General features: G+C 63.9%; 22 protein-coding genes. 13 read left to right on the top strand and 9 right to left on the bottom strand.

Annotated features, from left to right (window positions below; translation table 11 throughout):
• Positions 1 to 116: 116 nt before the first annotated feature.
• Positions 117 to 1,469, bottom strand: coding sequence for an extracellular solute-binding protein (locus AC07UC_RS09230; RefSeq protein ID WP_494905286.1), 1,353 nt, complete (start codon positions 1,467 to 1,469; stop codon positions 117 to 119).
• A 559-nt stretch (positions 1,470 to 2,028) separates the two neighbouring features.
• Here AC07UC_RS09230 and AC07UC_RS09225 point away from each other — a divergent pair.
• On the top strand, positions 2,029 to 4,479 hold the full coding sequence (locus AC07UC_RS09225; protein WP_494905284.1) for a putative bifunctional diguanylate cyclase/phosphodiesterase: 2,451 nt from the start codon (positions 2,029 to 2,031) through the stop codon (positions 4,477 to 4,479).
• A gap of 62 nt (positions 4,480 to 4,541) precedes the next feature.
• Here AC07UC_RS09225 and tlpA read toward each other — a convergent pair whose 3' ends face one another.
• Positions 4,542 to 5,222: a thiol:disulfide interchange protein TlpA gene (gene tlpA / locus AC07UC_RS09220; RefSeq protein WP_494905282.1), complete on the bottom strand. Its 681-nt coding sequence runs from the start codon at positions 5,220 to 5,222 to the stop codon at positions 4,542 to 4,544.
• Between the two features lie 37 nt (positions 5,223 to 5,259).
• Here tlpA and argH point away from each other — a divergent pair, with 37 nt between their 5' ends.
• The 6 genes from argH (at position 5,260) to AC07UC_RS09190 (ending at position 12,459) form a co-directional block, all read left to right on the top strand.
• Entirely contained in the window at positions 5,260 to 6,660 is a 1,401-nt protein-coding gene (gene argH, locus AC07UC_RS09215) for an argininosuccinate lyase (RefSeq protein WP_494905280.1), read from the top strand.
• Between the two features lie 93 nt (positions 6,661 to 6,753).
• Entirely contained in the window at positions 6,754 to 6,960 is a 207-nt protein-coding gene (locus AC07UC_RS09210; protein ID WP_494905278.1) for a hypothetical protein, read from the top strand.
• A gap of 69 nt (positions 6,961 to 7,029) precedes the next feature.
• Complete coding sequence (gene lysA, locus AC07UC_RS09205) at positions 7,030 to 8,298, top strand: diaminopimelate decarboxylase (protein ID WP_494905276.1); 1,269 nt, start codon at positions 7,030 to 7,032, stop codon at positions 8,296 to 8,298.
• 28 nt (positions 8,299 to 8,326) lie between these two features.
• A complete protein-coding gene (locus AC07UC_RS09200) occupies positions 8,327 to 9,268 on the top strand; it encodes a threonine/serine dehydratase (protein ID WP_494905274.1) in 942 nt (313 codons plus the stop codon).
• 192 nt (positions 9,269 to 9,460) lie between these two features.
• On the top strand, positions 9,461 to 12,046 hold the full coding sequence (locus AC07UC_RS09195; protein ID WP_494905272.1) for a TIGR02302 family protein: 2,586 nt from the start codon (positions 9,461 to 9,463) through the stop codon (positions 12,044 to 12,046).
• Positions 12,047 to 12,087: 41 nt separating this feature from the next.
• A complete protein-coding gene (locus tag AC07UC_RS09190) occupies positions 12,088 to 12,459 on the top strand; it encodes a glyoxalase superfamily protein (RefSeq protein WP_494905270.1) in 372 nt (123 codons plus the stop codon).
• Here AC07UC_RS09190 and AC07UC_RS09185 read toward each other — a convergent pair.
• Positions 12,438 to 13,319 (bottom strand): LysR family transcriptional regulator, encoded by an 882-nt coding sequence (locus tag AC07UC_RS09185; RefSeq protein ID WP_140772342.1) that lies wholly within the window; start codon positions 13,317 to 13,319, stop codon positions 12,438 to 12,440. The genes AC07UC_RS09190 and AC07UC_RS09185 overlap by 22 nt on opposite strands.
• Before the next feature lie 223 nt (positions 13,320 to 13,542).
• Between AC07UC_RS09185 and AC07UC_RS09180 the strand changes: the two genes are divergently transcribed.
• Positions 13,543 to 14,490, top strand: a complete 948-nt coding sequence (locus tag AC07UC_RS09180; protein ID WP_140772344.1) for a DMT family transporter — start codon at positions 13,543 to 13,545, stop codon at positions 14,488 to 14,490.
• Here the strand turns inward: AC07UC_RS09180 and AC07UC_RS09175 are convergent, their stop codons facing one another.
• The 3 genes from AC07UC_RS09175 to AC07UC_RS09165 all read right to left on the bottom strand — a co-directional run bounded on the left by AC07UC_RS09175 (position 14,491) and on the right by AC07UC_RS09165 (position 16,193).
• Positions 14,491 to 14,862 (bottom strand): response regulator, encoded by a 372-nt coding sequence (locus AC07UC_RS09175; RefSeq protein WP_010911735.1) that lies wholly within the window; start codon positions 14,860 to 14,862, stop codon positions 14,491 to 14,493.
• Positions 14,863 to 14,982: 120 nt separating this feature from the next.
• Entirely contained in the window at positions 14,983 to 15,525 is a 543-nt protein-coding gene (hpt, locus tag AC07UC_RS09170) for a hypoxanthine phosphoribosyltransferase (protein ID WP_096450719.1), read from the bottom strand.
• Positions 15,526 to 15,548: 23 nt separating this feature from the next.
• Entirely contained in the window at positions 15,549 to 16,193 is a 645-nt protein-coding gene (locus AC07UC_RS09165) for a hypothetical protein (protein ID WP_494905267.1), read from the bottom strand.
• Between the two features lie 189 nt (positions 16,194 to 16,382).
• Here AC07UC_RS09165 and ftsE point away from each other — a divergent pair, with 189 nt between their 5' ends.
• The 3 genes from ftsE to AC07UC_RS09150 all read left to right on the top strand — a co-directional run bounded on the left by ftsE (position 16,383) and on the right by AC07UC_RS09150 (position 18,864).
• Positions 16,383 to 17,042: a cell division ATP-binding protein FtsE gene (ftsE, locus tag AC07UC_RS09160; RefSeq protein ID WP_010911739.1), complete on the top strand. Its 660-nt coding sequence runs from the start codon at positions 16,383 to 16,385 to the stop codon at positions 17,040 to 17,042.
• Positions 17,035 to 18,027 (top strand): cell division protein FtsX, encoded by a 993-nt coding sequence (locus tag AC07UC_RS09155; protein ID WP_494905264.1) that lies wholly within the window; start codon positions 17,035 to 17,037, stop codon positions 18,025 to 18,027. The genes ftsE and AC07UC_RS09155 overlap by 8 nt, the downstream gene beginning before the upstream one ends.
• Before the next feature lie 111 nt (positions 18,028 to 18,138).
• The gene (locus AC07UC_RS09150; protein ID WP_494905262.1) at positions 18,139 to 18,864 is read left to right on the top strand and encodes a YdcF family protein; all 726 of its coding nucleotides are present in this window, start codon (positions 18,139 to 18,141) and stop codon (positions 18,862 to 18,864) included.
• 16 nt (positions 18,865 to 18,880) lie between these two features.
• Here AC07UC_RS09150 and AC07UC_RS09145 read toward each other — a convergent pair whose 3' ends face one another.
• From AC07UC_RS09145 to AC07UC_RS09135, 3 genes are all read right to left on the bottom strand, one after another.
• Positions 18,881 to 19,513 (bottom strand): pyridoxamine 5'-phosphate oxidase family protein, encoded by a 633-nt coding sequence (locus tag AC07UC_RS09145; protein ID WP_494905260.1) that lies wholly within the window; start codon positions 19,511 to 19,513, stop codon positions 18,881 to 18,883.
• Positions 19,514 to 19,599: 86 nt separating this feature from the next.
• Positions 19,600 to 20,070: a nuclear transport factor 2 family protein gene (locus tag AC07UC_RS09140; protein ID WP_494905258.1), complete on the bottom strand. Its 471-nt coding sequence runs from the start codon at positions 20,068 to 20,070 to the stop codon at positions 19,600 to 19,602.
• A 59-nt stretch (positions 20,071 to 20,129) separates the two neighbouring features.
• Positions 20,130 to 20,681 (bottom strand): carboxymuconolactone decarboxylase family protein, encoded by a 552-nt coding sequence (locus AC07UC_RS09135; RefSeq protein ID WP_494905256.1) that lies wholly within the window; start codon positions 20,679 to 20,681, stop codon positions 20,130 to 20,132.
• A 100-nt stretch (positions 20,682 to 20,781) separates the two neighbouring features.
• Between AC07UC_RS09135 and AC07UC_RS09130 the strand changes: the two genes are divergently transcribed.
• Together AC07UC_RS09130 and AC07UC_RS09125 are read left to right on the top strand one after the other, a co-directional pair.
• Positions 20,782 to 21,687 carry a LysR family transcriptional regulator gene (locus AC07UC_RS09130; protein WP_494908918.1) on the top strand — a complete coding sequence of 302 codons (906 nt, stop codon included), beginning with the start codon at positions 20,782 to 20,784 and terminating at the stop codon, positions 21,685 to 21,687.
• 78 nt (positions 21,688 to 21,765) lie between these two features.
• Positions 21,766 to 22,554, top strand: a complete 789-nt coding sequence (locus AC07UC_RS09125; RefSeq protein WP_140772360.1) for a lysophospholipid acyltransferase family protein — start codon at positions 21,766 to 21,768, stop codon at positions 22,552 to 22,554.

Raw genomic sequence — 22,554 nt, 5'->3', positions numbered from 1 at the left:
CAGCATGTCTCCCGAAAGTGGGCACCCCGTTTCAGGACAAGGACATGCGTAAATCAAAACCTGTACGAAATGGCCGCCCGTCGAGTCTCGACGGACGGCCGTTCCGCTACCCGGGCTCAGGGCAGGGTCTTGCCCGGATAGGTCTGCTGGAAGCGGTCGAGGATGGCATCGCCATTCTTGACCAACGTATCGAGGCCTTCCTGGACGCTGACCTTGTTGGCGAAGATCGCCTGCATCTGCGTACCGAACTCGGCGCGGATCTGGGTGAAATTGCCCAGGCGCACACCGCGGGTGATTTCTGTCGGCTCGGAAGCGGTCAGGCTGGCGATCGCGGTTTCACGGCCCTTGTAGGGCGCCTTGTCGTAGAAGCCTTCGCCCTTCATGTAGTCGAAGCCCGACTTTGTCACAGGTATGTAGCCGGTGTTGGTCGACCAGAACAAAGCCGTCTTCGGATCGTGGATGAAGTTGAGGAACGCGGCAGCGCCCTTGTATTCCGCATCCGACTTGCCCGAGAGGACCCACAGCGAAGCGCCGCCCACGAGCGAGTTCTTGCGCTCCGTACCGGCATAGACCGGCAATTCGGCGACATCCCAGTTCATGCCTTCCTTCTGCGTACGGGTGACCGTGCCGTGGTCGCCGACCGAGGTCAGGATGACCTGGCAGGTGCCGGTGGCGAAGGCCTGAACCATGTCCTGGCCGAGATCCTTGGACTTGATCTTGATCAGGCCGGCGTCATACCACTTCTTCAGGTCGGTGACGTACTGGACGAACTTCGTCTTGTTGACTTCGAGACGGGCGTCGAGGCCGTCATAGCCATTGTTCTTGGTGGCGATCGGCTGGTTGTGGATGGCCGAGAACTGCTCCATCAGCTGCCAGCTTTCGTTGGCCGAGATGTTGATCGCCATCGGGCACTCGTAGCCGGCGTCCTTCATCGCCTTGAGGTCGGCGCCGACATCTTCCCAGGTCTTCGGCGCCTCGGTCTTGCCGATCTTGGCGAAGGCGTCCTTGTTCCAGTACATCAGCGCGGTCGAGGAATTGAACGGGAAGGACAGCATCTCGCCCTTCGACGTCGCGTAATAGCGCGCGATGCCGGGGAAATAGTCCGCGTAATCGATCTTGTAGCCGTTTTCTTCCATCAGCTTGTCGGCGGGTTTGTAGGCGCCCGACAGCATCATGGTGGCGGTGCCGACGTCATAGACCTGGACGACGGCCGGCTGCTTGCCGGCGCGGAAGGCGGCAATGGTGTTCTGCAGCGTGGCGTCATAGTTGCCCTGACTGGTGCAGACGACTTCATAATCCTTCTGCGACTCGTTGAAGTTCTTGCACAGCGTGTCGACGACGCGGGCGAGGTCGCCCGAAAGGCCGAACCAGAAATCAAATTTTACCGGCTCCGCAAAGGCAGGCATCGCCAGCGCGGTGCTGAGCGCACCTGCGGCAAGGGCAGCAAGGCCCCGCTTGATCATGGTCATGGTTTTTCCCTCTTGAGTGGCTGGGTGACAAGGGTCTTGCGCAAGTCCTTGCCCGCTCTCTTAGAGAAGGTATGTGACAGTTCTGCTGTGGCGCTCAGGCCTTTGCACAGCTGCTCGCTCCTCTCCCTCGGCGGCTTGGCCGGCATCAAAACGTCACACCGGCGCCTTGGATAGCTAGGGCGACCGCAGATGACGTAAAGACTGCGAAGGCCACCATGGTTACCCGGCTAAAGGGATGATGAAATGCCGTGCGGCAACCCACACAACGCCCACGGGCACGCTATGCCCAATGGCTTTGGCGACAGCACTATCCATTGCGGGATGCAGCCGTCATTCCGACCCTGCGTCCGATCGAAATCAACGGCACGGCGTCGCCGGAACCATGAAGCCATGGCGGTGGCCGCTCACTGGTTTCCACTGGAAGAAATCCTGTCATGCCGCGGCCTTTCCACGCCGCAAAGGCACGCTACGGTTGCAGGCGACTTCATCGATCCTTCAACAGCCAAGCCCTAATCAGTCATATTTCGTTTTTTATTTCCGATGGGCTTGGGGAAATAAGATGTTGACGGTCTATAATTGTATCGTGAACCAGCACGATCTGAGACTGGTCGCACTCGCCGCGCTGATCTGCGGAATTTCCTGTTTCTCTGCTGTCAATCTGCTTCACCACATCAGCCGCTCGACGGACAGGAACCGGCTTGCCTGGCTGATGATCGCGGCCACCTCAACCGGCTTTGGCATCTGGGCAACGCATTTCATCGCCATGCTTGCGTTCACGCCGGGCATACCCAGCGCCTACGATCCGGGGCTTTCCGTGCTCTCTCTCGCCGCCTCGGTCACACTGACGGCGGCAGGGATGTGGATCGCCACCTTGCGGGACGAACTTGACTATCATCTCGTCGGCGGCGCCGTTCTGGGTGGTGGCATCGCGGCCATGCACTACATCGGCATGGCGGCATTCGAGGTTCAGGGTCGGATCGAGTGGAACCTGTTGCTTGTCGCCGTTTCCCTGCTGGCGGGCGTAACGCTTGCGGCGTTGGCGCTGCGAGTCGTGCTACGCCGCCCCTCCCTGCCGGCGACGTCCGTCGGCGCGGCGCTGCTGACGCTGGCCATCTGCACCTTGCACTTCATCGGCATGGGTGCCGTCTCGATCTTTCCCGATTCCTCGATCACCATCTCCGAATATACGATCGCGCCGACCTCGCAGGCCTTCGCGGCCGCCGCCGCCACGCTGGTCATCCTGGTGCTGTCGGCATCGGCGCTGTGGATCGATCTGCGCTTCCGTCGCCAGAAGCTCGAGGTCGACCGCATGCACGGCCTGGCCAATGCCGCCGTGGAAGGACTGATCGTCTGCGACGGCAACCGCATCGTCAGCGCCAATGACAGCATGGGCAAGCTGACCGGCACGCCAGCCGCGGCGCTGAACGGCAAGGAACTGGGCGAGCTCTTCGACGAACGCACCGCAACCGACGCGGCCAGCCTGGAAGGCCAGCCGCGAGAGGCCGAGTTGAGGAACCGCGACGGCACGCAAATTCCCGTCGAGCTGATCGCCCGAAGCATCGACTATTGCGGCAAACCCCACAATGTCATCGCCGTCCGCGATATCCGCGAACGCAAGAAGGCTGAGGAGGAAATCCTTCGCCTCGCCCATTTCGACCCGCTGACCGGGCTTGCCAATCGCCGCAGTTTCTCGAGCCGCCTCGACGCGGAAATCGCATCCATGAACCGGACAACCAATGCCGGGACGGCCGTCAAAGGCCGGCATCTCGCGCTTCTGCTGTTCGACCTCGACCGTTTCAAGGAAGTGAACGACCTCTACGGACACGGCGCCGGCGATGCGATGCTGCAGAAGGTGGCGAGCTGCGCGGCGGGCGTTCTGCGCCACGGGCAACTGCTTGCACGCCTTGGCGGCGACGAATTCGCCATCATCGCCCCCAACCTGCCCGACCCGCAGGCGGCGGGCCGCATCGCAAGCTCGGTTCTGGCCGCCATGCGTGAGGAAAACCGGTCAGCGGCCGGTGGCGGGCTGGTCTCGGCCAGCATCGGCATCGCGATCTATCCGCTCGATGCCGAGGACCAGACCAGCCTGATCAGCCATGCCGATACGGCACTCTACCGGGCCAAGACCGAAGGCAGGGACACTTATCGCTATTTCGAGGCGTCGATGGGTACCGAGGCCCGCGACAGGCGCGTGATGGAGCACGAATTGCGCCAGGCCGTCGCGCGTGGCGAATTCTATCTCGTCTACCAGCCGCAGAAGGAGATCAGCAGCGGCAGGATGGTCGGCTTCGAAGCCCTGATCCGCTGGCGCCATCCCGAACGCGGCGACGTTTCCCCGGCCATATTCATCCCGGTCGCCGAGGATAGCGGCGCCATCGGGCAGATCGGCGACTGGGTGCTCGACGCGGCCTGCGAGGAAGCTGCCCGCTGGGAAAATCCGCTGACGGTCGCCGTCAACGTCTCCGCGGTACAGCTTCACAATCCCAATTTCAGCCGCAAGGTCCACGAGACCCTGCTGAAGACAGGCCTGGCCCCGGCACGACTGGAACTCGAGATCACCGAAACCGCGCTGGTGAAGGACATGCCGCGCGCACTGGCAACCCTGCGGCAGGTCAAGGCGCTTGGCGTGCGCGTGGCCATGGACGATTTCGGAACCGGCTATTCCTCTCTCTCCAACCTGCGCGCCTTCCCATTCGACAAGATCAAGATCGACGCCTCCTTCATCAAGGCGGTCGACACGAACGGACAGGTCGCCGCGATCGTGCGCGCCGTGCTGGGGTTGGGACGTGGCCTCGGCCTGCCGGTCCTTGCCGAAGGCGTCGAGACGCTTGGCGAGCTCAAGTTCCTGGACGCGGAAGCCTGCGAGATCGGCCAGGGCTACTATCTCGGCAAGCCGGCGCCGATCGAGGCGTTTGACGATCTGACCGGCCATGGCAAGCGCGCTCCGGTGCGCGTCGACCGCCAGGACGGCAATCTCGTTTTGCTCAAACCAAACGTGCGCTCGGCCTGAGCAATTCCGGGAAAAGGGTAAAACGGCTTTCCCCGGGGAATTGCGTCAAGACACTCTGGTGTTCATGATCCGAGCGCGGTCTCGACCAGCCGCTTGGCGTCAGGCCCCGACCATTCGGCCGGACCGTTCATGTGGGCGATCAGGCAGCCTTCGCCATCAATCAGCAGGGTGACGGGAAGGCCGAGTGCCAGGCCGCGTGCCTTGAGGTCGTTGAACAGCGCCACCGTCGAATCCCGGTAGTAGCCGAGCGCCTCGACGCCGGTATCCCTGAGGAACTTCTTCGGCTTCACATCGTCGCCGGCGTCGACATTGACGGCGACGACCTGGAAGGCGGCGCTGCCTTTCTCTTTCTGAAGCGCATCGAGCGCCGGCATTTCGGCGCGGCACGGCGCGCACCATGTGGCCCAGAGGTTGAGCAGCACCGTCTTGCCCGCATGGTCGGCGATCGTCATCGGCTTGCCGTCCGGCCCATTGAAGGCGAGGCTCTTCATGGATTGCGGCGGATCGGCGGGCAAAAGCGCGGCGACCTCGCCGGTGGCCGAGGCCGCGACCTTCTTGGCGCGGTCGCTCTTGGCGGCGCAGGCGATGTCGTCCTTGCTCTCGCCGACCGCCACTTGGGGCGCGGCGTTGTTGCCAGACCGGCTCTCGCTGACATATACCGCGACCGCGCCGGCCAGCGCTCCCGCCACCAGGGCGGCGAGGATCAGGCGCGGGGCCGGGAAAAATCTGTTTCCGTCTGCCATTTTCTCAAAACTGCTCCGAAGCACGGGTTTTATAGCGATGAGCGACAAGAAGACCAGCAACCAGATGTGGGGCGGACGATTTGCCTCGGGTCCGGCCGCGATCATGGAAGCGATCAACGCGTCGATCTCGTTCGACCGCAAACTCTACGCGCAAGACATACGCGGCTCGATCGCCCATAGCGAGATGCTGGCGCAAACGGGCATTATTTCGGCGGCCGATCAAGAAAGAATCGCTCACGGCCTGAACACGATCCTGAAGGAGATCGAGGCCGGCAGCTTCGAGTTTTCGACCAAGCTTGAAGACATCCACATGAATGTCGAGGCTCGCCTCGCCGACCTGATCGGCCCCGCCGCCGGCCGCCTGCACACCGCCCGCTCGCGCAACGACCAGGTGGCGGTGGATCTGAAGCTGTGGGTCAAGGACGAGTGCTTTCGCGTCGCCGAGGCGCTTAAGGGGCTGATCACCGCGCTGCTGGAGCGGGCCGAGGAGCACGCGGCGACCGTCATGCCGGGCTTCACCCACATGCAGGCAGCGCAGCCCGTGACCTTCGGCCATCACTGCATGGCCTATGTCGAGATGTTTTCGCGCGACCTGTCGCGCGTGCGCGATGCGATCGAGCGCATGGACGAGAGCCCGCTTGGCGCCGCCGCCCTGGCCGGCACCAGCTTCCCCATCGACCGCCACAGAACGGCCAAGGCGCTCGGCTTCCGCGAGCCGATGCGCAATTCGCTGGACAGCGTTTCCGATCGCGATTTCGCGCTGGAATTCCTCGCCATGGCGGCGATCTGCGCCACGCATCTGTCGCGGCTGGCTGAAGAGATCATCATCTGGTCGACGCCGCAATTCGGCTTCATCAGGTTGTCGGACAGTTTCTCCACCGGCTCCTCGATCATGCCGCAGAAGAAAAACCCCGACGCCGCCGAACTGGTGCGTGGCAAGACCGGCCGCGTCAATGGCCATCTGGTCGGCCTGCTGACGGTGATGAAGGGCATGCCTTTGACCTATGGCAAGGACATGCAGGAAGACAAGGAATCGGTCTTCGATGCCGCCGAGACGCTCGACCTGATGCTGGCGGCGATGACCGGCATGGTCTCGGACATGACGGTCAACGCCGCCGCGATGAAGAAGGCCGCCGGCTCCGGCCACGCGACCGCGACCGACCTCGCCGACTGGCTGGTGCGCACGTTGGGCCTGCCGTTCCGCGAGGCGCATCATGTCACCGGCCGTGCGGTGGCGCTTGCCGAGGACAAGAAGGTGGGGCTGGAGAAGCTTTCGCTGGAGGACCTGCAGTCGATCAATCCAGGCATCACATCCGATATTTTCTCCGTGCTGGCGGTGCAGAATTCGGTCAAGAGCCGCACCAGCTTCGGAGGCACAGCGCCGTCTGAAGTGAGGAAGCAGATCCGCTATTGGAAAAAGCGGCTGGCGAAGGCGTGATGCCCAATATTGCGATCGCAATATCCGGGGTGCAATGCGCCGAGAACTCGGCTAAAAGCGGCGGCTGACAGAACGTTTCGGACGGATGGATCGATGACCGGAAGCAGGATTTTGGTGACGCTGACGCTGCTGGCGGCGATGGCCGTCGTGACCTCCTGCGGCCGCAGGGCCGGTCTCGACACGCCCTACGAGGCGGCCGTCCAGGCGCGCAAGGATGCCGAGCGGGCCAAGCAGCCCCTGCCGCCGGAGCCAGAAAAACCGGTCAAGGACAAGAAATTCATCCTCGACCCGCTGATCTAGAACCGATCGGACCGGGTTTGGTCTTCTGAGCCCGATCTCATCGTGCTCCAACTTTCCGGAACCACTCTCGTGAATCATTTCGACTACCGCGACGGCGTGCTGCATGCCGAGGACGTGGCAATCCCCGATATCGCCGCTCAGGTCGGCACGCCGTTCTACTGCTATTCCACCGCCACCTTGACCAGGCACTACCGGGTGTTCGCCCAGGCCTTTGCCGGCCTCGACGCGCTGGTCTGCTACGCCATGAAGGCCAACTCCAACCAGGCCGTGCTGCGGACCCTGGCCAAGCTCGGCGCCGGCGCCGACGTGGTCTCGCAAGGCGAATTGCGCCGGGCGCTGGCCGCCGGCATTCCGGCGAGCAAGATCCTGTTCTCCGGCGTCGGCAAGACCGCGCGCGAAATGGACTTCGCGCTCGAAGCCGGCATCCTTTGCTTCAACGTCGAATCCGAACCGGAGCTTGACCTCCTCTCGGCCCGCGCCACGGCACTCGGCAAGGTGGCGCCGATCTCGCTGCGCATCAATCCCGATGTCGATGCCAAGACCCACAAGAAGATCTCCACCGGCAAGGCCGAGAACAAATTCGGCATTCCGTGGCAGCGCGCACGGCAGGTCTATGCCCGCGCCGCAACGCTTCCGGGCATCAAGATCACCGGCATCGACACCCATATCGGCAGCCAGATCACCGAACTGCAGCCTTTCGACGACGCCTTCGCCCTGCTTGTCGACCTGGTCGGCGCGCTGCGCGCCGATGGCCATTCGATCGAGCACGTCGATCTCGGCGGTGGGCTGGGCATTCCCTACCGCGTCGACAACAACCCGCCGCCCCTTCCCGACGCCTATGCCCAGATCGTCAGGAAGCATGTCACCAAGCTCGGTTTGAAGGTGATGTTCGAGCCGGGCCGGCTGATCGTTGGCAATGCCGGCATCCTCGTCTCGGAAGTGATCTTCGTGAAGGAAGGCGACGCGAAGAATTTCCTCGTCGTCGACGCCGCCATGAACGATTTGATACGGCCGACGCTCTACGATGCCTTCCACGACATCAGGCCGGTCGTGCAGCCGCCGGCCGATACGCCGCGCATGATGGTCGATGTTGTCGGCCAGGTCTGCGAGACCGGTGACTATCTCGGCCTCGATCGCGACCTGCCCAGGCTGAAGGCCGGCGATCTCGTCGCTGTTTCCACGGCCGGTGCCTATGGCGCCGTGCAGGCCGGCACCTACAACACCCGCCTGCTGGTGCCCGAGGTGCTGGTCGACGGCGACCGCTTCCACGTCGTGCGTCCGCGCCTGACCTATGACGACCTGATCGGGCTGGATTCGGTCCCCGATTGGCTCGCATAAGGCGGAATCTCACAACGAGGAGCAAGTCATGGCGCAAGGCAACACCGTCACCCGCGAACGCATTGCCGCGATGGAACCGCGCATCCGCCCCTATGTGCGCCACACGCCGGTGCTGCGCGTCGACATGGCCGACTTCGACCGGCCGCCGCAGGCCATCGACCTCAAGCTCGAATGCCTGCAGCATTCCGGCTCGTTCAAGGCGCGCGGCGCTTTCACCAATCTGCTCGAGCGGCGGGTGCCGGCGGCCGGTGTCGTCGCGGCATCGGGCGGCAATCATGGTGCCGCCGTCGCCTATGCCGCCATGCGGCTCGGCCACAAGGCGACAATCTTCGTTCCCGAAGTGAGCCCGCAAGCCAAGCTCGACCGCATTCGCGGCTATGGCGCCGACCTTGTCGTCGGCGGCGCACGCTATGCGGAAGCGCTGGCCGCCAGCGAACGTTTCGCCGAGGAAACCGGCGCCTTGCAAATCCACGCCTTCAACCAGGAGGAAACGCTCGTCGGCCAGGGCACGCTCGGTCTCGAAATCGAGGCGGACTTGCCTGAGATCGACACGCTGCTGGTCGCCGTCGGCGGCGGCGGCCTGATCGGAGGCATCGCCGCCTGGTATGCAGGCCGCATCCGCATCGTCGCCGTCGAGCCCGAGGGTGCGCCGACGCTTCATCGCGCCTTCGAGGCCGGCCATCCAGTCGATGCGCCGGCCGAAGGCATCGCCGCCGATTCGCTGGCGCCGAAGCGCGTCGGCGAAATGATGTTCCCGATCGCCGAAGCCTTCGTCGAACGCTCCATCCTGGTCAGCGACGACGATATCATTGCTGCCCAAAAGGCACTGTGGAACAGCGTGCGCATCATTTCCGAGCCGGGCGGGGCGGCAGCCTTCGCCGCGGTGCTGTCCGGCCGCTATGCGCCGGCGCCGAGCGAACGGGTCGCCGTGCTGGTCTGCGGCGCCAACGCAAACCCCGCCAATTTCTGATTGCAGCCGTTTCGGCCGGGTTCACGTTTTTTCGAACTGCCTCGCCTTTGCCGTGTTTGCTGGTATTCTTCGAGTCGTGAGGCTTGGGCTATCCTGCCCCGCCCCACGGCATGATCCCGAAAACGGTTCATGCTCAAAGAGATGAGCCCCGCCCCGTTTCTTTCGGGATGGAACAGGCTCCAGGAAGGGCCGATGACCGAACGACCCACCTTCAGCAACGACCGCGGCCTGGCCGGGCGCCTGGCCTTGAGCCGGCTGGCGACACGGGTCTCGATGATGGTCGAGCGCGGCTGGCCGCTGCTGCTTCCGTTGCTTGTTGTCGCCAGCCTGTTCCTGAGCATGTCCTGGTTCGGCATCTTCTCCCGGCTGCCGGATATCGCGCGCATCGGCCTCGTCGCGGCATTCGGCCTGGCAGGGCTGGCTGGGCTCTATCCGCTGCGCTTCTTCCGCATGCCCTCGGCCGCCGAGGTCGATCGCCGCATCGAGGCTGCAAACAGGCTGCTGCACAGCCCCGTGCTGGTGCAGACCGACCGGCCGAGCGGCCGGGAGAGTAGCTTCTCGCAGGCGCTGTGGCGCGAACATCAGAAGCGCATGGCAGCAAGGCTCGACAGCCTCGGCGCCGACCTGCCCCGCACGCGCGTGCCGGAGCGCGACCCTTGGGGGCTGCGCGCCGTGGCGGCACTGCTGCTCGTCACCGCCTTTGCCTTCTCCTTCGGGCCGACCGGCGGCAGGATAGCCGACGGCTTCAGCGCCCATGGTGCGCATGATGCCGTGCCGCCGCGCATCGATGCATGGGTGACGCCGCCGGCCTACACCGGCAAGCCGCCGGTCTTCCTGACCGCCGACGCCAACCAGGCGACACCGACGTTTCATGTACCCGAAGGTAGCGACGTCTCCTTGCGCGTCACCGGCGGCTCGGGCGAAGAAACGCTTGCCTATGCCGACAAGGACGGCAATTCGCGCGCCATCGACCCGGCCGCCCCGACAGCCAAGCCTGCCGCAACCCCGGCGGCGCCGTCCCCCAGCTCACCTTCAAGAGTTCGCCAGTTCACCAACAAGCTGACCGGCGACGGCACGCTGACGTTGAAATCGGGCGAGGATCAGCTTGGCCGCTGGGCCTTCGCGGTGATCCCGGACAAGCCGCCGCAGATCCGCTTCGTCGGCGAGCCAAAGCGCGCCGCCAATGGCGCCTTCGAACTCAACTATCAGATCGACGACGACTATGGCGCCGCCACCGCCAAGGCGGTGTTCGCGCTGGCCGACCCGCAGGCGCCGGATGCGCATGCCCTCTACGGCCCGCCGGAAATGCCGCTGACGCTGCCGCGCCGCGGCGGCAAGTCGAATGCCGCCAAGACAACGAAAGACCTGACCGAACACGTCTGGGCCGGCAGCAGCATCAAGCTGACGCTGGTCGCCACCGACGATGCCGGACACACCGCGTCCAGCGAGACCAAGACGCTTGTTATGCCCGAGCGCCCGTTCGCCAACCCGCTGGCGCGTGCGGTGATCGAACAGCGGCGCCTGCTGGCGCTCGACGCCAATGCCAAGCCGCGCGTGCTCGACCTGATCGACGCCATCACGCTGCGGCCTGAAGACACGTTCGACAACATGTCCCACTACCTCGCCATCATGAGCGCGCGCAGCCGGCTGAAGCTGGCCGGGAACGACGACCAGCTGCGCGGCGAGGTCGGCTATCTCTGGGAAATCGCGCTTGGCATCGAGGAGGGCAATCTCTCGGCGGCCGAGAAGCGGCTGCGCCAGGCGCAGCAGGCGCTGCAGGACGCCATCAAGAACGGCGCCAGCGACCAGGAAATCGAAAAGGCGATGAAGGAACTGCGCGAGGCGATGAACCAGTTCCTGCAGGAATTCGCCGAACGCGCCAAGCAGAACCCGAACGCGCCGCAGATGCAGCAGAACGGCCAGGAACTGCGCCAGAGCGACATCGACCGCATGATGGACCAGATCGAGAACCTGGCGAAGTCGGGCGACCGCGACAAGGCACAGCAATTGCTGTCGCAACTGCAGGACATGATGAACAATCTCCAGGCCGGCCGTCAGCAGCAGGGCGGCGAGCAGGACAGCCAGATGCGCCAGCAGATGGACAAGCTCGGCGATATCCTGCGGCGCCAGCAGGAGATGATGAACGACACCTTCCGCATGGACCAGATGCAGCGCGGCGAACGCCAGCGCGGGCAGAACCGCGACGAACAGCTTGGTCAGAACAGTGAGCAAGGTCAAAACGATAAGCCCGGCGAGAATGGCCAGCAAAAGCCGATGACCCCGCAGGAATTCGCCGATGCGCTCAAGCAGTTGCAGGAAGGCCAGGGCCAGCTGAAAAGCGATCTCGACAAGTTGAAGAAGGGGCTCGAAGGCATGGGCATGGAGCCCAATGAAGGATTTGGCGAGGCCGGCAAGTCCATGGGCAGCGCCGAGCAGGCGCTTGGCGAGGGCCAGGGCGACGAAGCGGTCGGTCACCAGGGCCGGGCACTCGAGGCGCTGCGCAAGGGCGCCAAGGACATGATGAAGCAGATGCAAGCCATGCAGGGCGACCAGGGCGGCAGCCAGGAAGGCGGCCGCCAGCAGAACGCCGACCGCGACCCGCTCGGCCGGCCGCGCGCCAGCCAGGGTCCCGATTTCGGCGATTCGGTGAAGGTGCCCGACGAGATCGACGTCCAGCGCGCCCGCCAGATCCTGGAAGCGATCCGCAAGCGGCTCGGCAACGCGCTCAGCCCCGATATCGAGCGCAGCTATCTGGAACGGCTGCTTGAGCTGAAATAGGAACCGCCCCCCTTAAATCCCGCCCGAACGGTCGCAACACCATGCCGAAGCTCGGTACTGTCACGCCCATCCTGCGCATCTTCGATGTTGCCAAGGCGCATGAATTCTACGTCGGTTTTCTCGGTTTCGAGGTGCAGTTCGAACACCGCTTCGAAGACAACACGCCGCTTTACACAGGCGTTTACCGCGACGGCTGTGTCTTGCATCTGAGCGAACATCATGGCGACGGCGCGCCGGGCTCTCACGTCCGGATCGAGACAGCCGACATCGCCGGGCTCCACCGCGAGTTGACCGAAAGAAAATACCGCTTTGCTAGGCAGGGGTTGGAGGAGACGCCTTGGAAGACGAAGGAGGTCACGGTCAACGATCCGTTCGGCAACCGCCTGACCTTCTATGAGGATGTAAGAGACTGACCTTGCCGGTTGACGAACGCCTCGCGGATCGCCTCCTGCATGCCGTCGATCGCCTCGCCCGATGCATTCGAGTTGCGATGCATCACCACATTGGAGGAATCGATGTCGCCGAATCCATCGGCTGACGTCAGTTCGCGGCAGCCGTCGGGAATGTTGCTGCGCGATATCGGCGCGATCGCCAGTCCCGAGGTGACGGCAAGCTTCAGGCCGCCTGTTGTGTCGCTGGTATAGGCGACACGATAGGCAAGCCCGCGCTGCTCCAGCGACTTGATGGCGAAGTCCTTGCACCAGCTGACCCGGTTGTAGAGCGCGATCGGCACCGGCCTTTCCTCGTGCATGTGATGCACGGCCGACGTTACCCACACGGTCGGGTCGTGCATCAACACTTCACCGCCGGCCGGGTCCTGCCATTCGAACACCACGCACAGATCGAGTTCGCCGGCGGCGAGCGCCGCCAGCTGCGCCTCCGAATGCGCGTAGCGCACGGTGACCTCGACCTTGGTGTGGCGTTTCGAAAATGCGCCGAGCGCGCGTGACAGGATGGCGTGGCCATATTCCTCCGGAATGCCGATGCGCACCGGTCCGCCGAGCGGCGCGGCCGCCATCGACGCCGCCGTTTCGTCGAGCAGCGAGACGATGCGGCGGGCGTTGACGATGAGTTCGCCGCCGCGCCGCGTCAGCGCCACGCCGCGCGAGCCGCGCTCGAACAGACTGTCGCCGATCAGTTCTTCGAGCTTCTTCATCTGCATCGACACGGCCGACTGGGTGCGGCCGGCCTGCTCGGCCGCCCTGGTGAAATTGCCGGCCTCGGCGATGGCGACAAAGGTGCGCAGGAGATCGCTGTCGAGGGTCGGGCGCATGATTTCCATCATAAGAAAATTTGATTGCTGATATCATTCCAATTCGTTTGCAACATGTCAAACGCCGGATGATAGTCGCCATACCCATTGGATAAGCGGCCGAGAAATCGGCTGCGGACCAATCAAAGAGTCCTCACTCGTGCCCGCTACCCGAAACGGTGGCGGGTTCTTTTTACTCCGCAGGCGACAGCTTCGGACCATACGCGCAGGAGCCGGAAACCAGATGCAGAATAGGATGGTGCGCGGCATCCTGAGCCTGTGCCTGGGCGTGCTGGTTTTTTCGCTGCAGGACCCGCTCGTCAAAGCCGTGTCGAGCTCCTATCCGGTGACCGAAGTGATGGCGATCCGCTCGATCGTCGCCTTGCCCATCCTGATCATCCTCGTCCACGCCGATGTCGGGCTGCCGGCAATCCTGTCGAAGCGGTTCGGCCTGCTGACGATACGCGCCTTCATCCAGTTCACCTCCTACACGGTGTATTATCTGGCCATCGCCGCGCTGCCGCTGGCTGACGCCGTGGCGCTTTATTTCATGGCGCCGCTGTTCATCATGGCGCTGGCCGGACCTTACCTTGGCGAACGCGTGTCCTGGCGGACGCTGGCGACGGTGCTGATCGGACTGCTTGGCGTCATCGTGATGGTGCGCCCAGGCGCGGGACTGTTCGACTGGGCGGCGCTGCTGTCGCTGGGTTCGGCGGCGCTCTATGGGTTCTCGCAGTTGATGGCGCGCAAGATCGGCGATACCGAATCGTCAACGGTCATGGCCTTCTACCAGAATGGCGCCTATCTCGTCGGTGCGGCCGTGGTTGCCGGCACATTCCACCTGGCCGGCATAACCCACGCCGTCCACCCGAGCCTTGAGTTCCTGGTGCGGCCGTGGATATGGCCGACGCTACCGGATTTCCTCAAGATGGCCGCCTGCGGCTTCGTCGCCTCCGCCGGCATGATCCTTCTATCGCAGGGCTACAGGCTGGCACCGGCCAATCGGGTCGCCACCTTCGAATACACCGGCATTCTATGGTCGCCGCTCTGGGGCTTTCTGTTCTTCGCCGAGGTGCCCAGGTCGACGACCGTGATCGGTGCGGCCCTCATCATCGGCGCCGGCCTGCTGGCGCTCAAGACAGAGCGGCGCAAGAGCCAAGCACCCGGGCTGGCAACCGCCGATCCGGTCTGATCAGGCGAAGCAGATTAGCGCCCGTTCGACGCGCGAGCGGATTTCGGCCAGTGTGAAGGGCTTTTGCACGACGTCGAGGATGATGCCGTTCAACTCCTCGGCGCGCTCGCGCTGGTCGGCGTAGCCGGTCATCAGCATGATCTTCATCGCCGGGAAAAGGGCAGCGGCCGCGATCGCCATCTCGATGCCGTCCATCTCCGGCATGCGGATGTCGGAGACGACGAGATCGTAGCCACCATGCGCGGCGCGTATCAGCGCCAGGCCTTGAGCGCCGTCCGCCGCGATATCGATTGCGTGGCCGGCGCGTTCGAGCGCGCGGGCTGCGAGGGTGCGGACGGATTCATCGTCCTCGACGATCAGAAGCTTTGCCATGGCCGGCATATTTGGCGGGCAAAAGTTGACTTTTCCTGAAAGCCCCGGCGCTCGACAGGGGCTAATTTTCCTGACGCCGTTAAGGTCTTTTTCAGAATTCTCCGCCGCGAGGCGCTCGCCTCACGCATCACCTTTCACAACACCGACAAACGGCAATTCACGGAAGGCGTGCGCGACATCCATGCCGTAGCCGACGACGAAGTAGTCGGGGCAGTCGAAGCCGACATAGTCGGCGGTGAGCGCGGTCTGGCGGCGCATGCGCTTGTCGAGCAGCACGGCGATGGCACAGCTCTTGGCCCCACGCGACAGCATCAGGTCGCGGGTGAAGGTCAGCGTCTTGCCCGATTCGAGAATGTCGTCGATCAACAGCACGTCGCGGCCGGCGACTTCATTGTCGATGTCGCGCAGCACCCTCACCTCGCCGCTGGTGGTGCCGGCGCCATAGCTGGAAATGAAGATGAACTCGACCTCTGGCGACAGGCCGACATCATGCATGGCGCGGATCAGGTCGGCGGCGAAGATGAACGACCCCTTCAGCACCGAAATCACCAGCAGATCGTGATAGTCGTGCCCGGCGATCTCCTTGGCGAGTTCGAGATTGCGCCGCGCGATCGCCGACGCCGAAAACAGGACTTCGATGTCCTTGTCGCGTACGATGGGCATTGGTGGTCTTCCCCGGTGATCGCCTATTCTGCGAAAGTAACCAAAACGGTTCTTACGCCGTTCTTAGGCACGTCGAGCCGGCTGGCAAAGCCGAATCTTTCACCCGATGCCAGCGAATGGCCGGATGTCCCCAACGTATAGCGGGTTGTGCGCCCATCATTGCCCGTCACGCGGATTTCAAGCGGCGGCATTGTCGCCGGCCCCTCCCCGTCATTGGCGGCCTCGCCATCGACGAACAGCACCGGATTGGCTCCCGAGGCATCGACGCGTGAGGTGACGCCTGAAATGGTAAGCGCCGACGCATGCGCGCCAGACGGAAACGGTGCCTGGCGTACCAGCGCGTGTCCGCCGGAGACCCAGAAGGCGGCAAGGGCGGCACCGATGCCGGCGATCCAGAAGATCGGCCCGCCGCGGGCGGCCGGCGGCCGTTCCGCCGGCGCTTCCGGCTTGCGCAGCATGTCCATGCCCTCGATGGACGGCGTGACGATCAGGCGCGGCGGCGGTGAAACGCTTTCCACGGTAGGGACAACGCGCGGCATCACCTCATAGTCCGCATCGACGATATCAGCCGCCGGATCGCGCACGATCCGGTCCGCCACGGCAATTGCCGGGGCATCGGTCATGATTTCGCCGGAAACCGGGCGCGCGGTTCGTTCGTCAGCCATCATGGCCCCGTTATTGCGCGTGTTCGCTTTTCGTTTCTTTTGCGTAAACATAAATGGTTAACGCTTCCCCACCGGAGCCCTCGTGACGCGCCGAAACAGCACAGGAATTAACCGCCGGTTAACCATGCCGGCCGATGGTCTTTTCCCAGAACGGGATGGCTCGCCGCAACCCGGAACTTCAGGTCGTCGAAATTGATTCGCTTCGAAAATGTCGGCCTCCGCTATGGCATGGGTCCGGAAATCCTCCGTGACATTTCCTTGCATATACCGGAGCGCTCCTTCCAGTTCCTGAGCGGGCCTTCGGGCGCCGGCAAGACGACCTTGCTGCGCCTTCTGTTCATGTCGCTGAAGCCGACACGCGGCCTGATCACCATCTTCGGCAAGGACCGCTCGCGCATCTCGCGCACCGAACTGCCGCACCTGCGACGCCGCATCGGCGTGGTGTTCCAGGATTTTCGCCTGCTCGACCACATGACCACTTATGAGAACGTCGCACTACCGTTGCGCGTGCGCGGGCGCGAGGAGGCGAGCTACCGCACCGATGTCACCGAGCTGTTGAAATGGGTGGGGCTGGGCGAGCGCATGCATGTACTGCCACCGGTCCTGTCGGGCGGCGAGAAGCAGCGCGCCGCCATCGCGCGGGCACTGATCGAGCAGCCCGAGATCCTGCTGGCCGACGAGCCGACCGGCAATGTCGATCCTCCGCTGGCGCGGCGGCTGCTGCGGCTGTTCATCGAGCTCAATCGTCTCGGCACCGCCGTGGTGATCGCCACCCATGACCTCGGCCTGATGGAGCAGGTCGACGCGCGCCGCATGATCCTGGCCGGCGGAAGGCTGGATATCTATGACTGACCTGTCCGCCGAACATTTCGAAGAGCAGGAGCAGGAAACCGAGGCAACGGCGGTACGGCCGCGTGCCCAGCGCCGGATGGCGCCGATCGTGCCGGCGCAGAACATTGCCGGCCGGGCGCTGGTCCTGGTCATCGCCATCATGACCTTCCTGTCTTGCCTGACCTTCGGCGCGGTGACGCTGGTGCGCGACACCGCCTCGGTCTGGGAAAACCAGATCTCGCGCGAGGCGACGATCCAGATCAAGCCGGTCGACGGCCTCGACATGGAGGCCGCCCTCACCCAGGCTTCGCAGATCGCCGGCGAATTCCCCGGCGTGAAGTCGACAAGGATCATCGATCGCGAGGCGACCGCCAGGTTGCTGGAGCCATGGCTGGGTTCGGGCCTCAACATCGACGACCTGCCGGTGCCGCGCCTGATCATCGTCACAATCGACGAGAACAGCCCGCCCGACTTCGCCGCCATGCGCGCCGCGATCACGCCGAAGCTGCCAAGCGCGTCGCTCGACGATCACCGAACCTGGGTCGACCGGCTGGTGGCGATGGCGCGCACCACGGTGACCATCGGCATCGCCGTGCTGGCGCTGATGCTGTCGGCGACCGTGCTGACGGTGGTGTTTGCCACGCGCGGCGCCATGGCCGGCAACGGCCACATCATCGAGGTGCTGCATTTCGTCGGCGCCGAGGCGCGCTTCATCGCGCGCGAATTCCGCCGGCATTTCCTGGTCACCGGCATGAAGGGCGCGGCCGCCGGCGGCGCGGCGGCGGTGCTTGTCTTCATCGTCTTTTCCTGGTGGTCGTCGCGCAATATGGCAACGCCGCAGGCCGACCAGGCAACCGCCTTGTTCGGCAATTTCGCCATCGGCTCCGCGGGTTATCTCGGCGTCGTCCTCATGGTGCTGGTGATCGGCGCGCTGACGGCGGCAACCTCGCATGCCACCGTCGTCGCCTATCTCAGCGATATCGACGTTCGCCAACCCGACGCGTGAGAAGCGAGCATGCTTTGGCGAGGTCGGAAGCCAGGTGATCACGGATGGAGAAACGGCGTAACGCAAAGTGCGTCTTTTACCTACCAAAGGCCGCATTTCAGGATTAACCATATGGCCATGGACGTGCGGGATTCGACCGGGACGGCTGGACAGATGCCAGTGGTGGTTGCTCGTTTGCGAGACCACGGCAGGATTAACCGTTTAAAGACCGCGTTTCGGATATCCGCGCTCTCTCTTCTCGTCCTCGCATTGTTGTTTGCCGGCGGCTTCGGCTGGTTCGCCAACAAGGTCAGCCATCTGACCACGCCCGCCAATCCGGCCAAGGCCGACGCCATCATCGTGCTCACCGGCGGCCAGTCCCGTCTCGACGCCGCGATGGAGCTGCTGGCCTCCGGCAAAGGCGAGCGCCTGTTGATCAGTGGCGTGCATCCCTCGGCCAGCCGGCGCCAGCTCCAGGTAGCGACCGGCGGCGACAAGAAGCTGTTTTCCTGCTGCGTCGACATCGACCGTGCCGCGCTCGACACGATCGGCAATGCCGAGGAAAGCGCCAAATGGGTCGAAAGCCACGCCTACAACACGGTGATCCTCGTCACCAACAACTATCACATGCCGCGCAGCCTGCTTGAAATGAGCCGGCTTCTGCATGGCGCCAAGCTGGAACCCTATCCGGTGGTCAACTCCAACCTCGACAATGGTGGCTGGCTGACCAAGCCGCAGGCCTTGCGCGTGCTGTTCACCGAGTACAACAAATATCTGCTGGCGCTGGCGCGTGGCATCGTACCGGTGAAACCGACCCCGGACGGCATCGCACTGGCCGAGACCGCCGCCGGCGGCTGACCCCTCGGCCGTACCATCATTCCTTGTCTGTCCCCGTCGAAGCCTGCTTCAGGCGCGCGATCTCCTGCTCGAGGTGCTGGATACGCCTGTCGCGTTCGCCAAGCGCCGCCGCGACATCGGCGGCCTCGAAACGCTGCGGAATATGTTGCGGGCAGTTGGCATCCCAGGCCGAGACGGTGAACAGGATGACCTGCTCGGGACGCGCCTTGTAATCCCGCGGCATCAGCTTGGCCATCAGCTCGGCATCGTCTTCCATGACGCGCGCCGTACCCCAGATCTTGATGCGCTGGCGCAGCATATAGTCGATCAGGAACAGGAAGGCGCGTGGGTTGTCGGCCAGGTTGCCCTGCGTGATGAACTGCCTGTTGCCGGAAAAGTCCGCGAAGCCGATCGTCTTTTCGTCGAGCACCTTGAGAAAGCCGGCCGGCCCGCCGCGATGCTGGATATAGGGCTGGCCATCGCCATTGGCCGTCGACAGAAAGACGCTGGTCTGCATCTCGATGAAGGCGGCCAGGTCCGGCGTGATCACCGATTTCCAGCCACCGCGCTCCTCGACGCGGGAGTAGGACTGGCGCGAGCCCTTGCGCGTCTGGATCGCCTTGACGGTCGGCGTGAAGGCGACGTCACTGGCAAAAGCATGTGCGTTCATCGAAAGCCTCCTTGCGTATGGCGGGGCTTGCGGCAGTTGGCGCAATTCCTGGCGGGAAACCGTTTCGCACTTTTCCCGGAATTGCTCTAAAGCCCGAGCTCCAACAATGTTGGGTGGTCATCCGGGCGGCGCCCGAGCGGCCAGTGATATTTACGGTCGGCTTCCGCGATCGGCAGATCGTTGATGCTCGCGATGCGCAGGCGCATCAGCCCGTGCTCGTCGAACTCCCAGTTCTCGTTGCCGTAGCTGCGGAACCATGAACCGCTGTCGTCATGCCATTCATAGGCGAAGCGCACGGCGATGCGGTTGCCGTGGAAAGCCCAGACTTCCTTGATCAGTCGATAGTCGAGCTCGCGACTCCATTTGCGCGTCAGGAAAGCCTGGATGGCATCGCGGCCTTGCAGGAATTCAGCGCGGTTGCGCCAGCGGCTGTCGGTCGTATAGGCAAGCGCGACCCGTACCGGATCGCGCGAGTTCCACGCATCCTCGGCCATGCGTGCCTTCTGCGCGGCTGTTTCGGCGGTGAAGGGCGGAAGCGGCGGGCGGCTTTCAGACATGGGAATCCTCTGCGGCATGAAGGGTGGGGACCGGCGGACACCGCCAGCCCTTTTCGGATTCAGGCAGCATCGCGGATAGAAACAACCGGAAAATCGATCTCGGTCTGGGCAACTTCATTGATATAGTTGGTCCAGACGTTCAGGGCGACATGCTGGACGATCTCGATGATCTCTCCATCGTCGTAGCCTGCCAGCCTGACGGCGGAGAGATCCTCGTCGCCGACATGGCCGCGACTGTGCGCAACCCTGGCGGCAAAACGCACCGCCGCGGCCGCCTTGGGGTCAGTGGAGCCGCCGTGGCGGTTGGCGAGCATCTCGGCATCGTCGAGCCGGGCGAGGTTCTTGCCAAGGTAGGTGTGTGCGGACAGGCAGTAGCTGCAGCCATTGATCTCGGCGACCGCCAGCGCGATGCGTTCACGTGTCGGTGCAGGCAACCGACCCTTGGCCAACGCCCCCGACATGCCGAGATAGCCTTCGAGCGCGGCTGGACTGTTGGCGACCATGCGAAACAGGTTCGGCACGACGCCGAGCTGCTTCTCGACGGCCTGCAGCACGGGTTGCGTTGCTGCGGGCGCAGCGGCGATGGACGATGGCGTGGTGATGCGCGGCATTGCGATTTCCCTGTTGGTCACACCGCTTATTTGCACTCTTCCACTTGCCGGATGTAGATGGCATATTTGCAATCAATCCTTCCAATTTCTGGAAGAAATGATGGATCGCCTCGAGGCCATGTCCCTTTTCGTCGCGACGGTGGAGGCCGGTAGCCTTTCCGCCGCCGCACGCCGTTCGGGCGTTCCGCTTGCGACCGTCAGCCGCAAGGTCTCCGATCTGGAAAGGCATCTCCAGACACGTCTGCTGAACCGCTCGACGCGCCGGCTGACACTGACCGACGCGGGCGACGCCTACCTTGCCGCCTGCCGCCGCATTCTGGACGACGTCGGCGAGGCCGAACGCGTCGCCGGCGGCGAATACAGCGCCCCGACCGGCGAACTGATCATCACCGCGCCGATCGTCTTCGGCCGACTTCACGTGCTGCCGATCGTCACCGCGTTCCTCGCCGCCTACCCGCAAGTGGACATCCGCCTGACGCTTGGCGACAGGATAGCCCAGTTGGCCGAGGACCATATCGACCTCGCCATCCGCATAGGCCGGCTGCCGGACTCGCGCATGGTCGCCATCGGTCTCGGTTCTATCCGTCATGTTGTCTGCGCGAGCCCCGCCTATCTGGCCGAGCATGGCACGCCGAAGACCCCAGGAGATCTCGAGACGCACAGCTGCATCACCTTCGAGGGCCTTGGCTCACTCGCCACTTGGACCTTCGCGGTGGAAAAAGCTGACGTTCCTGTCCCGGTCCGCTCAAGGCTGCGGGTCAACACCGCGGAGGCGGCGATCGATGCCGCTATTGCCGGTGTCGGGATGACGCGCGTGCTTTCCTACCAGATCGTCGCCGCTGTACGCTCAGGAACGTTGCTGCCTGTACTCAGGGATTTCGAGCCCGAGCCGTGGCCGGTAAACCTAGTGCACGCCGGCCAGGGCCGGCTGCCGGTGAAACTGCGCGCCTTCCTCGACTTTGCCGCCCCACGCCTCAGGGAACGTCTGGCGCAGGCGACCTGGTAGTAATGAGCCGCATCGCCCTGTTTCCTTTTTTCCGCTGCTTGGTGTAACCAACGCACACTTCCTCACCGGACCTCCCCCATGCTCTATGTCAGATCGCTGGCGTTCAACTTCGTCTTCTACGTCAATCTGATCGTCCAGATGATCCTCTGGACCCCATACTATTTCCTGTCGCCCCGCCACCGCGCCTGGTTCGTGCCGAAATTCTGGTCGCGCAGCTGCATGTGGCTCTATGACAAGATCGCCGGAACGAAGAACGACATCACCGGGCAGGAAAACCTGCCCGAGGGCTCCTTCATCCTGGCGCCCAAGCACCAGTCGTTCTGGGACGCCATCGCCTTCTTTCCTTTCCTCCGGGACCCGCTCTACATCCTCAAGCGCGAGTTGACCTGGATCCCGTTCTTCGGCTGGTACATCATGAAGATGCGCATGATCCCGGTCGATCGCGGCAGCCGCTCCAAGGCCTTGAAGGCGGTGGTCGCGGCGACCAAGGAAGAGATGGCGCGCAACCCACGCCAGCTGATCATCTATCCCGAGGGCACGCGCCGGGCGCCGGGCGACGAGCCGGCCTACAAATACGGCATCGTCGAAATCTACGCGCAGCTTGGTGTTCCGGTGGTGCCGGTCGCCCATGTCGCGGGCCTCTATTGGCCGCGCCGCAAGTTCCTGCGCTATCCCGGCACCATCAAGGCGCGTTTCCTGCCGGCGATTCCGCCGGGCCTCGGCAAGGACGAGTTCATGGCGCGGCTGATCGGCGAGACGGAAGCTGCCTGCGATCAGCTTCTCATCGAGGCATCGCGCGCACCCAACCCGCCGGCCCTGCCGCCAACGGCGGTGAAGCGGCTGCGGGAGCTCGGCGCTAAGCCGTGA

The organism is Mesorhizobium sp. GW821-FHT04C10 (assembly GCF_059420305.1).
Note: the sequence above shows the minus strand (reverse complement) of the source record. Positions and strands in the feature narration are given on the sequence as shown.

Excerpts from the sequence above, each read along its gene's own strand:
- AC07UC_RS09165 (WP_494905267.1), bottom strand. The coding sequence starts at position 16,193 with ATGATGGCTGACGAACGAACCGCGCGCCCGGTTTCCGGCGAAATCATG.
- AC07UC_RS09130 (WP_494908918.1), top strand. The coding sequence starts at position 20,782 with ATGGATCGCCTCGAGGCCATGTCCCTTTTCGTCGCGACGGTGGAGGCC.
- AC07UC_RS09210 (WP_494905278.1), top strand. The coding sequence starts at position 6,754 with ATGACCGGAAGCAGGATTTTGGTGACGCTGACGCTGCTGGCGGCGATG.
- AC07UC_RS09230 (WP_494905286.1), bottom strand. The coding sequence starts at position 1,469 with ATGACCATGATCAAGCGGGGCCTTGCTGCCCTTGCCGCAGGTGCGCTC.
- AC07UC_RS09135 (WP_494905256.1), bottom strand. The coding sequence starts at position 20,681 with ATGCCGCGCATCACCACGCCATCGTCCATCGCCGCTGCGCCCGCAGCA.
- AC07UC_RS09155 (WP_494905264.1), top strand. The coding sequence starts at position 17,035 with ATGACTGACCTGTCCGCCGAACATTTCGAAGAGCAGGAGCAGGAAACC.
- AC07UC_RS09180 (WP_140772344.1), top strand. The coding sequence starts at position 13,543 with ATGCAGAATAGGATGGTGCGCGGCATCCTGAGCCTGTGCCTGGGCGTG.
- AC07UC_RS09185 (WP_140772342.1), bottom strand. The coding sequence starts at position 13,319 with ATGCGCCCGACCCTCGACAGCGATCTCCTGCGCACCTTTGTCGCCATC.
- AC07UC_RS09190 (WP_494905270.1), top strand. The coding sequence starts at position 12,088 with ATGCCGAAGCTCGGTACTGTCACGCCCATCCTGCGCATCTTCGATGTT.
- AC07UC_RS09125 (WP_140772360.1), top strand. The coding sequence starts at position 21,766 with ATGCTCTATGTCAGATCGCTGGCGTTCAACTTCGTCTTCTACGTCAAT.
- AC07UC_RS09145 (WP_494905260.1), bottom strand. The coding sequence starts at position 19,513 with ATGAACGCACATGCTTTTGCCAGTGACGTCGCCTTCACGCCGACCGTC.
- AC07UC_RS09140 (WP_494905258.1), bottom strand. The coding sequence starts at position 20,070 with ATGTCTGAAAGCCGCCCGCCGCTTCCGCCCTTCACCGCCGAAACAGCC.
- tlpA (WP_494905282.1), bottom strand. The coding sequence starts at position 5,222 with ATGGCAGACGGAAACAGATTTTTCCCGGCCCCGCGCCTGATCCTCGCC.
- argH (WP_494905280.1), top strand. The coding sequence starts at position 5,260 with ATGAGCGACAAGAAGACCAGCAACCAGATGTGGGGCGGACGATTTGCC.
- AC07UC_RS09175 (WP_010911735.1), bottom strand. The coding sequence starts at position 14,862 with ATGGCAAAGCTTCTGATCGTCGAGGACGATGAATCCGTCCGCACCCTC.
- hpt (WP_096450719.1), bottom strand. The coding sequence starts at position 15,525 with ATGCCCATCGTACGCGACAAGGACATCGAAGTCCTGTTTTCGGCGTCG.
- AC07UC_RS09225 (WP_494905284.1), top strand. The coding sequence starts at position 2,029 with ATGTTGACGGTCTATAATTGTATCGTGAACCAGCACGATCTGAGACTG.
- AC07UC_RS09195 (WP_494905272.1), top strand. The coding sequence starts at position 9,461 with ATGACCGAACGACCCACCTTCAGCAACGACCGCGGCCTGGCCGGGCGC.
- AC07UC_RS09150 (WP_494905262.1), top strand. The coding sequence starts at position 18,139 with ATGGCCATGGACGTGCGGGATTCGACCGGGACGGCTGGACAGATGCCA.
- AC07UC_RS09200 (WP_494905274.1), top strand. The coding sequence starts at position 8,327 with ATGGCGCAAGGCAACACCGTCACCCGCGAACGCATTGCCGCGATGGAA.